The following is an 8,239-nucleotide window of genomic DNA, read 5'->3' on the forward strand; positions in this document are numbered from 1 at the left end:
GGGGCATGAGGTTGAAGAAGGTATGGCCGGCAGTGTTTGTTGTGCTGGGCGCGGCCGGGCTGGCGGGGGTGCTGGCCCTGATGTTCACTCCGTTGAGCCAGCGCCTGGCACGCTGGCTGGCCGGGCGGGACTGGTCGTCGATGGATGCCACGGCCCGGTCTGCGGCGCTGGGGCAGGTCCGGCTGGCCGTGGTGCAGGCCATTGCGGGCGTTGGTGCCGGCATCGCCTTGGTCTATACGGCCCGGTCCTACCGGTTGAGCCGTCGCGGGCAGGTGACGGACCGTTTCACGAAGGCGCTGGAGCGGCTCAGTTCGGCTGAGCCGTATGTGTGCATCGGGGGCGTTCTAGCACTGGAACAGATCGTCCAGGATGCCCCTGACCAGGGAAGGCATGCCGCGCGGGTGCTGAATGCGTTCGTGCGCCGCCATACGCAGCCTGCCGGTGCTCCGGGCGGTTTGGCGTCCGTGCAGCTTCCGGAGGAACCCGACGAGATGGTTCAGGAGGCGCTGCGGGCGCTCACCGCACCTGGTTCACGGCGTCGAGGAGGTTCCTGGCCGCCGGTCGATCTCGCGGGGCGTCATCTCGCGAAGGCCCGGCTGCCGGGGGCTGACCTGCGGGGGGCCCTTCTTCGAGGGTCGACGCTCAGGGGCGCCGTTCTGTGTCGGGCGCGGCTCGACGGTGCGGACCTGGCGGATGCCGATCTGGTGCGGGCGGACTTGTCCGATGTGCGGGGGCTGAGGGTCGAGCAGGTTCTCGCAGCCCGCGGTCTGCACAACTGTGTGCTGCCGGAGCCCGTGCGCAGTGATTCCCGGGTCGTGGAGCGTGTCAGCCGGGGTGAGTGACGTCGGTGGCTTACGAAAGCTGTGTGTCAGGCTTCAAGAGCCCAGTCCGCGACGTGTTCGGGAAGCCTATCCAGGACGTGGGTGCGGGTGGTCAGTTCGCGCAGGTTCTGCCAGAAGCGCCGTCTGACGTCTTCTGGTGTCATGCCGTGGAGTTGGGCGAGCCGCTGTTCGAGCCGGTCGACGTGGCCGGGGCGTGATGCGCCGGTGGCGCGCCGGCTAGCCGGGAAGTCGGTCTCCGGTAGCACGCGCGTCAGGGGCAGGGAGGTCAGGATGTCGTCGGGCATGGCGGCGTTGACGGAGAAGTAGGCGCCCAGGTCGATAGCGTGTTGCCGCTCGGTGGGGTTGCCGAGGAACCAGTGCAGGATCATTCCGGGGTGCGGCTGGTCCGTCAGCAGGTCGAGGAGGGGACCGGTGCGTCCGGTGCTGTGCAACGACAGTAGAACGGCCTGGTCCTGTGCGGCATGGAGGATCTGGGCGAGTACGGTGCGTTGCCGCTCGAGGTTGCCTCGGCGGTCGAGGCCGACTTCCCCGATGAGGCAGCTGTTCCGCAAGGTAGCGCGGAACAGCTGCCGATCGAAGGCATCGAGCGCTTCGGGAACGCCGGGGTGTACGCCGGATCCCCACACCAGGCGCGCGTCACGGCGCCGGCCGGCGCGGTGTGCTTCGGCCGGGGTGCGGGTGACGGCGAAGACGACGGCTCCCTGTAGGGCCCCGATCTGCGCGGGGGTCACATCGGGTGCGATGTGGGCGTGGCAGTCGAGCGGTGGCAAATCGTCAGGGAAGGGGGACATGGTTCAGCTCCTGCAGACCTCGTCGGCACATGTCCACGACGGCGTCGAGGTCAGTGTCGGGGGGGAGTTCACCGACGGCGAGGATGTCGGTGTCGTCGATGTCGCGGGCGATGGCCTGCCGCACGTCGTGGACGTCTTTACGACGGCGGTCCAGCAGCAGCTGGTGTGCTGCGCCGGTGAGGTGGTGGACAAGGTAGGTGGTGGCGTCGTGGTGGGGGGTTGCGGTGAATGATCCCCTGCGTACCAGGCAGGCCAGGCACAGGCCGCAGTTGAGGGTGGGGTCCCCGCCTGAGTACCAATTGCCGTCGAGTTTGCTACACGAGAGAGTTTCCGCCCCCGCCAGCAGCAGGGACTGGCCCGCACGGTCCAAGGCTCGCGCCAGGAGCTGTCCCTTGGTGAGGTAGGCGTAGGGGTTGGCCACCGTCACGGGGATGTCCAGGCTCGCCAGGAGCTCGTTGATGCGAGCGAACGTGCCCGGGTGGGTCGAGCGGGTGGACAGGGCGCCGCCCCGCGCTGCGGTCAGGGGCGGGTTGATGCTGGTGAAGCCGTTCTCGGGCACGGTCACCTGCGGGCTCGAAGCGGCGGCGGCGACCGCTGAGGCCAGGGCGGCGAACAACAGGCTGCGGCTGCGCGAGGAGGATTCCGCGGCGGAATGGGTCTGGCAGAGCTTCACGCTGAGGTGGTGCAGCGGCTGCCGCCCACGGCCGTTGAGCCAGGCACTGGTCTGTTGCTGGGCGTGGCGGATGACGGTGCTGCCGTCGTAGTGGCTGAGGTGGATTCGCTCTGCCGTGTCACCGAGGTGGTCCGCGGCGCCGCACAAGGAGTCCAGTCCGCCGCTGAGGAGCATCACGTCGTCGGCATCGGGAATTGGTGCCGGACGGTGGCCGCCGGGAGCGGCGGGTACGGCGTGCAGGTGCCAGGCATCGCCGGTGAGCCAGGACAGCAAGTCTTCGGCGAGCCGGCCGGATGAGGCGGTCCAGGGGTCGGGGTCGACGGTGTGGACGGTGAGGTCGATGGTGCGCGCGAAGGTGGTGGGGCGGCGGGCGCTGCGGTCGGCGAGGTAGGCGGAGGCGGCGATCCGGACGAGGTCGGCGGCAGCGGCCGGTGCGGGGCCCAGGAGGTCGAGGTCCCAGCCGAGTGTGCAGGTGACGGTCGGCGTGGGGCTGTGGGCTCGGGTGCGGGGCCAGTGCAGGGCGGTGGCGGAGGGCTCGTGCTGCTGTCCGTCGTGCGGCAGTACTTCATAGGCGGTCGTCATGAGCGTCCTGCGCGCAGAATGCGCAGTGCCTCCCTCGTCACTCTCGCTGCTGTGGCGGTGAATTCCTTGACGGTCATGCGTCGTGTGTCGGGCACGGAGATGTGGCGCACTCGGCGTTGCAGCCAGGACCGCAGCCAGCCCTGTTTGCGGACGGCTTCCTCCGGGGTGAGGTTGTCGCTGGCCTTTTGGGACTGGAGCTCGACCAGGCCGAGTTCATAGATCCATTCGGCGACGAGGCCCCGCAGGCTGTCTTCCGGCGTGGGCGGCTCGACCGCGAGGAGGACATCTTTGACGTGTTTGACGGTGGCCCTGCGCAAGGCCGCCTCGTCGGGGTGTCCGGCGTCACCGAGGACGGCCTGCAGGATGCGGGAAATCTGGGTGCGCCGTGGCAAGCTGCTCAGCTCGCGGAAGTCCAGGCCGAGTTCCCGCAGTTGCGCGGCGTCACCGTTACGCAGTGCGTAGGCTCCCGCGAGGGCTGCGGCACCGCGGGAGGAGCCTTTGAGCACCTGGCGCTGCGATCCGCCGCCGATACGGCCGGGGCCGGCCGCGCCCCCGGCTCCTCCTCCCCCGCCGCCACCGCCGCTGCCGCGGGCAGTGGCGATCAGGGCAGAAAGGGGATAGCCACCGGCCGGCACCGTTCCGTGGTCCGCATCGTCCTTGCTCAGCGCGGTGGCCAGCGCCTGCACGACATCGTCGAGGAACTGCTGGCCGTCCGGCAGATCCAGAGTGTCCGCAGGTCCCGTTCCTACGCCGGGCAGGGCGTCGAAAGCGTCATGGGCCGCGCTCCACTCCGCGGAGCCGCTGCCTCCGTAAGAGCCTGATGTCCCCATCAGCGGCCCTCCTGTTCCACCTTGGCTGCTTCCTGCACCATCGGGTCAATGTCGGTGGCGCCTGCCAAGCGTGCCGCCAGGTCGCGCAGTTCCTCGCTGTCGCTGTCGGCGATGTCCAGGGCGGAACCGGGGGTGAGGTTGTGGCGCATATCCCACAGGCCGTCGGCGATGCGGCGGCGTAGGTCCTCGGTGGCCTTCGCGATGTACAGGAGGGACTCCACGAGCGGCTCACTCTCCTGTTCCCGGCGGCCGCGCTCCAACAGGGCCTCGACGACGGCCTGCTGCTCCGTGACCGGGCGTGCCGTCACTTCCTGCTGCGCGCTGCGCCGGTGCGGCTCGGCCTGACCGGCGAGGTGGGAGACCCAGGTGACCTGCTCCTGGGTGAGGGACGCAGCCGCAGTGAGGCTCACGAGAGAAGCGGCCAGGCTGAGATAGGGGCCGATCGGGGCCGTGGTGAGGTCGGGTTCGGAAGCGGCCCAGTGCCTGCTCGCCTCACTGACCTGGTCCGGCCTGTCGTCACGTTCCCCCTTCCCCCATGCCTGCCAATGCTCAAGGAGTTCACTGCGCGGGACGTCCTGGAGTTTGACGAGGGTCTCGAAGTCCTTGCCGGGGCTGTCTTCCAGCAGCATGAGCTTGACGATCACCGAGGGGTCGATGCTGATGCCCTGGCTCTCCGCGATCCGGGTCCGTAGGGCGAACGCGTTGAGAAAGCGTTTGATGCTGCGCGGGCTTCCGGACCGGTCGGCAGACAGACCGGTGGCCAGCCGGCTGGCCAGAGCGAGCGAGGCCCCGTCGGGCTGCCACGGAAGACTCTGTAGATCCGACAGAACCGGCGACTGCCCAGCGGCCCGCCGCTGCTGGGCGTGCTCAACCAGCCGTGTGTAGTGCTCCGGCGAGCACTGGTGGGCCGAAAGCAGCAGAGTGATGAAGGTGGCCGCCTCGTCGGCGCCGATCCGCGGCAGCGACAGGGGCACCTGGACGATCTTCTCCAGATAGCGGTGGGCGAACCGCTCCCCCCTGCCCGTGGCGTCCAGACTGGCCGCGATCGACTCGCGCACCATGTCCTGGTCCGCCGCCAGGACGAACGCGACCTTCTCGACGGACAGGAACAGCTTGATGGCCTCCAGCGTGGCCATCACCGCGTCGGGCAAACAGCGGTCCAGATCGTCGACCAGCACGACTAGACGCTTCAGCTGCGTCAAGTCCCTGAGCAGGCAGGCGAACTCCTCCCGGAAGCCCGCCAGGCTCCTGGCATCGCTCTTCGAACGCGGCGTGAGGGCCTCGACCAAGTCCTCGGACTGGGCGACCAGCGATCCCCTCGCCATACTGACCGCAACACGTGACCAGCTCACACGCTCAAGAAGCCCATTGATCTTCTCTGGCAGGCCCTCCTGCGCCCCGTAGGCCGACAGAATATCCTGCAGGACTTCACCGATGACGCCACCGCGCACATCGAACTGGTCGTCGAACTCCCAGGGATCGAGACGGATCACCCGGTACCCGTCTCGCCCGTCCAGCTCCTTGTGCAAAAGCCGCAGCACCGTCGACTTCCCGCCGCCCCAGGGCGCAGCGATCCCGATCGTCACCGGGTCCAGATACGGGATCTCGAGTGTGGCCACCACCGTGTCGACGATGGATGCGAAGCCCAGCAGGTCCTCACCCGTGGGATTGTCGTCCCACAGTCTCATGTCGCTCATCACACGCCCCCAAGCCCGCTGCAATGCTCCGCCGACGCCGCGCGCACAGCGCAATCGGTGATCGGGCGGTCGGCCAAACGGCCGCTGCATGTACCGTCGGCCCCGGGCCGTCAACGCCCCAGCGTCACCCGAGAGCGGACACCCCGACCGCATCGCGCGGCGACTCCCCTTCGACCGTCATACTTACCACAACAGCAGCAATGACCACAGCAGCTGACATACTGCAACAAACACTTCCCCCTGTCGCAGGATCACTCCGTATCCTCCCGGCGCCGACACCATAAGCGCCACATCGCGTCCCCCGCTTCACGTACCGGCACCCAGGGCCTTCGACGTGGTACGGCACTATCGCAGGTGTGTCGCGTCAGGTATGGGCGAACCTGCGCCCGCCCGGAAGCGGCACCGAACTGCCGAGCGACCGGACTTCCAGTGGACGCCCCGGCGATACGCTGGAGAGCCACAACCAGCCTCTCGCGTAGGAGACTTACCCTTGCCGCAGCTCGCCTTCGTGCACACTTTCTGGACCGACTACGAGCAGTTGGACAAGCCCGTCCGGGCCGCGGTTCGCAAGGCGATGGCCAAGTTCCAGTCACTGACGGTGGCCGAGCTGTACGCGGACAAGGGGCTGGGGTTGTCCGTCGCGCGCACGGCCCGTGATCCGCGGATGAGGACGATGCGCATCACGGCCTTCTGGAGGGGCGTGCTCCTCGCGCCCGACGACGGAAGTGAGACCTTTCTCCTCCTCAAGGTGTTGCCGCACGACGAGGCCCTGCAGTGGGCCGCCACCAGACTCGCCTCTGTGAACTCCGCGATGGGAAAACTGGAGTTGCGGAACGTCGCGGCCATGGAGCGGCTGGTCACTTCGCGGCCCGCTTCCCACGCTCCGACGACTCTCTTCGCTCGGTTCTCCGCCACCGAACTCACAAAGCTGGGTATCGACGGCCAGACCCTGGAGGCCATCCGCACCATCGCGGACAGGGCACAGTTCGACGCCTTCCAGCCGCTACTTCCCGAGGACCAGAGCGAGGTGCTCCAGTACCTCGCGGAGGGGTTCGATCCTTCGGAGGTCTTCCAGAACGTCGTCGCTCCCCGGCAACCGGCTGACGCTAACTCGAAGGCTTCGACGAGCATCGCGGACGCCATCGCCCACACGAGCGACCGGATCACCCTCTTCTCGGAAGCCGGGGAACTGGAGGAGCTCGCTGGCAAGCCGCTGGTCGCGCCACGAACGAGAGAGCTGGTAGGCCCATCCAAGCGGGGCGAGCGCAAGGATTACCGGTGTGAACGGCTGCCCCTCGCCGACGGCGGCCAGGCAGACGTCTTAAAGGCGGTGCATAAGCCGAGCGGCGAGGTCGTCATCCTCAAGAAGCTTAAGGACAAGTACCCGCCCAGACGTCAAGTGGCCCGCATGCGACGGGAGATCGAATGCGGGCGCAGTCTGGTCGGGAACCCGCACGCGATGCCAGTCCTGGACTTCGATCCCAGGCACACCTGGTTCGTCATGCCGTACGCAGAGGCCACCGCCGAAAGCTGCCTAAAGGAATTCTCTGATGATGCGGCCCTGCGAGAGCTACTGGAATCCCTATGCTCGGTCCTCGCGGTGGCGCACCGTATCGGATGGATCCATCGGGACATCAAGCCGGCCAACGTCCTACGCCTGAACGGCCGCTGGGTTCTGGCGGACTGGGGGATCGTACGGCGGCCCCTGGGGCAGACAACCGATCCGCAGCGGACCCGCGTGGGGGTCTTCCTCGGCTCCGAGGGGTTCGCGGCACCTGAGCACTACAGCGACGCCCATCACGTGGGCCCCGCTGCCGACATCTACAGCCTGGGACAGCTCATCGGGTGGGCCGTAACGGGCGAGACACCCCTCGTGAACGTCCCATTGCTCCCCAAGTCGGGGCCCTGGCGTGCGATCGTCCGGGAGGCGACCCAGAGGGACCCAGAGCGACGCCCGGCCACGGTGTCCGCCTTCCTCGACTTCGTCGCACATGAGCTGGACGGGCCGACGGAGCCCGTCGCCCTACGCGGCGAGCACCTCCAGGAGGAACTGTTCGCCGGGTCGACGGAAGCGGGGGCCGACCTCCTGACGCTGGCCGCTACGCATCCCGATGACACGGCTCTCTACTTCGACGTGCTGATCAAAATCCCCGTCGCCTCGATCATGACGGATCTGCTGGCCGACGCCGCTCGCGCGGTCGAGGTCGTGTCCGCGATGGCGACACTCTTCGGTTCGGACGTCTCCCACGGTTTCGAGCAACTCGACGCCACCGTCAGGTGGCTGGCCGGAATCGCCGAGGAGGCGGCCCGCGTAAGGGAGCTCGATCTCCTGGAAGCGTGCTGCGGTGGCGCGTTCGAATGGATCCCTCTCCTGGACGACCAGAGCGGCCAGGCCGAGGTCTTCTCCTGGTGGACGACCCTGAGCGCGGACGCCGCCAGCTCGGTGGCGGCGATGCTGCGACAGCATCCGGAGTGCGTGACGTACTTCGGTCACCTGGCGCACGACATCCGCGTCGACCACCGGATTCGCGCGGCCATCGCCCAGCAGTAGACCGGTACGGCAGTGCCCAGGATCTTCCAGCAGATCTCGTAGTAGTGGCGAGCGAGAGTGAGCGTCGGCACCAGACTCGTTCGGGGCCGATAGGGTTTCGGGGCAGGTTGGGAGGCTCCGACTCTTGCGTCCGCGATGTTGCGTTGTCGGCCTCCAGGCAGCGACGGCTTAGTACGCCTGGGCCGCGGGGATCGACGCGTAGGCGAGTGAAGACGATCCGGTGCAGGGCGGCGTTGGCCTGCCGGTCGCCGCCGTAGTTGAGCCGGCGCGTGC

Annotated in this window: 6 protein-coding genes; 2 read left to right on the forward strand and 4 right to left on the reverse strand. The window is 68.0% G+C overall.

Annotated features, from left to right (window positions below):
• The coding region (locus ABEA26_RS33610) for a pentapeptide repeat-containing protein (RefSeq protein WP_345597527.1) at window positions 1-842 on the forward strand (842 nt) is incomplete at its 5' end.
• Window positions 843-868: 26 nt separating this feature from the next.
• On the opposite strand, the gene ABEA26_RS33615 is transcribed toward ABEA26_RS33610, so the two are convergent.
• The 4 genes from ABEA26_RS33615 to ABEA26_RS33630 are packed head-to-tail and all read right to left on the reverse strand — an operon-like array spanning window position 869 to window position 5,415.
• Window positions 869-1,633 (reverse strand): TatD family hydrolase, encoded by a 765-nt coding sequence (locus ABEA26_RS33615; RefSeq protein ID WP_345597530.1) that lies wholly within the window; start codon window positions 1,631-1,633, stop codon window positions 869-871.
• Window positions 1,617-2,888: a hypothetical protein gene (locus tag ABEA26_RS33620; RefSeq protein ID WP_345597532.1), complete on the reverse strand. Its 1,272-nt coding sequence runs from the start codon at window positions 2,886-2,888 to the stop codon at window positions 1,617-1,619. The genes ABEA26_RS33615 and ABEA26_RS33620 overlap by 17 nt, the downstream gene beginning before the upstream one ends.
• Window positions 2,885-3,718 (reverse strand): hypothetical protein, encoded by an 834-nt coding sequence (locus ABEA26_RS33625; RefSeq protein WP_086697608.1) that lies wholly within the window; start codon window positions 3,716-3,718, stop codon window positions 2,885-2,887. The genes ABEA26_RS33620 and ABEA26_RS33625 overlap by 4 nt, the downstream gene beginning before the upstream one ends.
• Window positions 3,718-5,415, reverse strand: a complete 1,698-nt coding sequence (locus tag ABEA26_RS33630; RefSeq protein WP_345597536.1) for a KAP family P-loop NTPase fold protein — start codon at window positions 5,413-5,415, stop codon at window positions 3,718-3,720. The genes ABEA26_RS33625 and ABEA26_RS33630 overlap by 1 nt, the downstream gene beginning before the upstream one ends.
• Before the next feature lie 490 nt (window positions 5,416-5,905).
• Here ABEA26_RS33630 and ABEA26_RS33635 point away from each other — a divergent pair, with 490 nt between their 5' ends.
• Window positions 5,906-7,966: a serine/threonine-protein kinase gene (locus ABEA26_RS33635; RefSeq protein WP_345597538.1), complete on the forward strand. Its 2,061-nt coding sequence runs from the start codon at window positions 5,906-5,908 to the stop codon at window positions 7,964-7,966.
• Window positions 7,967-8,239 lie beyond the last annotated feature (273 nt).

Source organism: Streptomyces marokkonensis (assembly GCF_039539045.1).
GTDB lineage: Bacteria > Actinomycetota > Actinomycetes > Streptomycetales > Streptomycetaceae > Streptomyces > Streptomyces marokkonensis.

Excerpts from the sequence above, each read along its gene's own strand:
- ABEA26_RS33615 (WP_345597530.1), bottom strand. The coding sequence starts at position 1,633 with ATGTCCCCCTTCCCTGACGATTTGCCACCGCTCGACTGCCACGCCCAC.
- ABEA26_RS33620 (WP_345597532.1), bottom strand. The coding sequence starts at position 2,888 with ATGACGACCGCCTATGAAGTACTGCCGCACGACGGACAGCAGCACGAG.
- ABEA26_RS33625 (WP_086697608.1), bottom strand. The coding sequence starts at position 3,718 with ATGGGGACATCAGGCTCTTACGGAGGCAGCGGCTCCGCGGAGTGGAGC.
- ABEA26_RS33630 (WP_345597536.1), bottom strand. The coding sequence starts at position 5,415 with ATGAGCGACATGAGACTGTGGGACGACAATCCCACGGGTGAGGACCTG.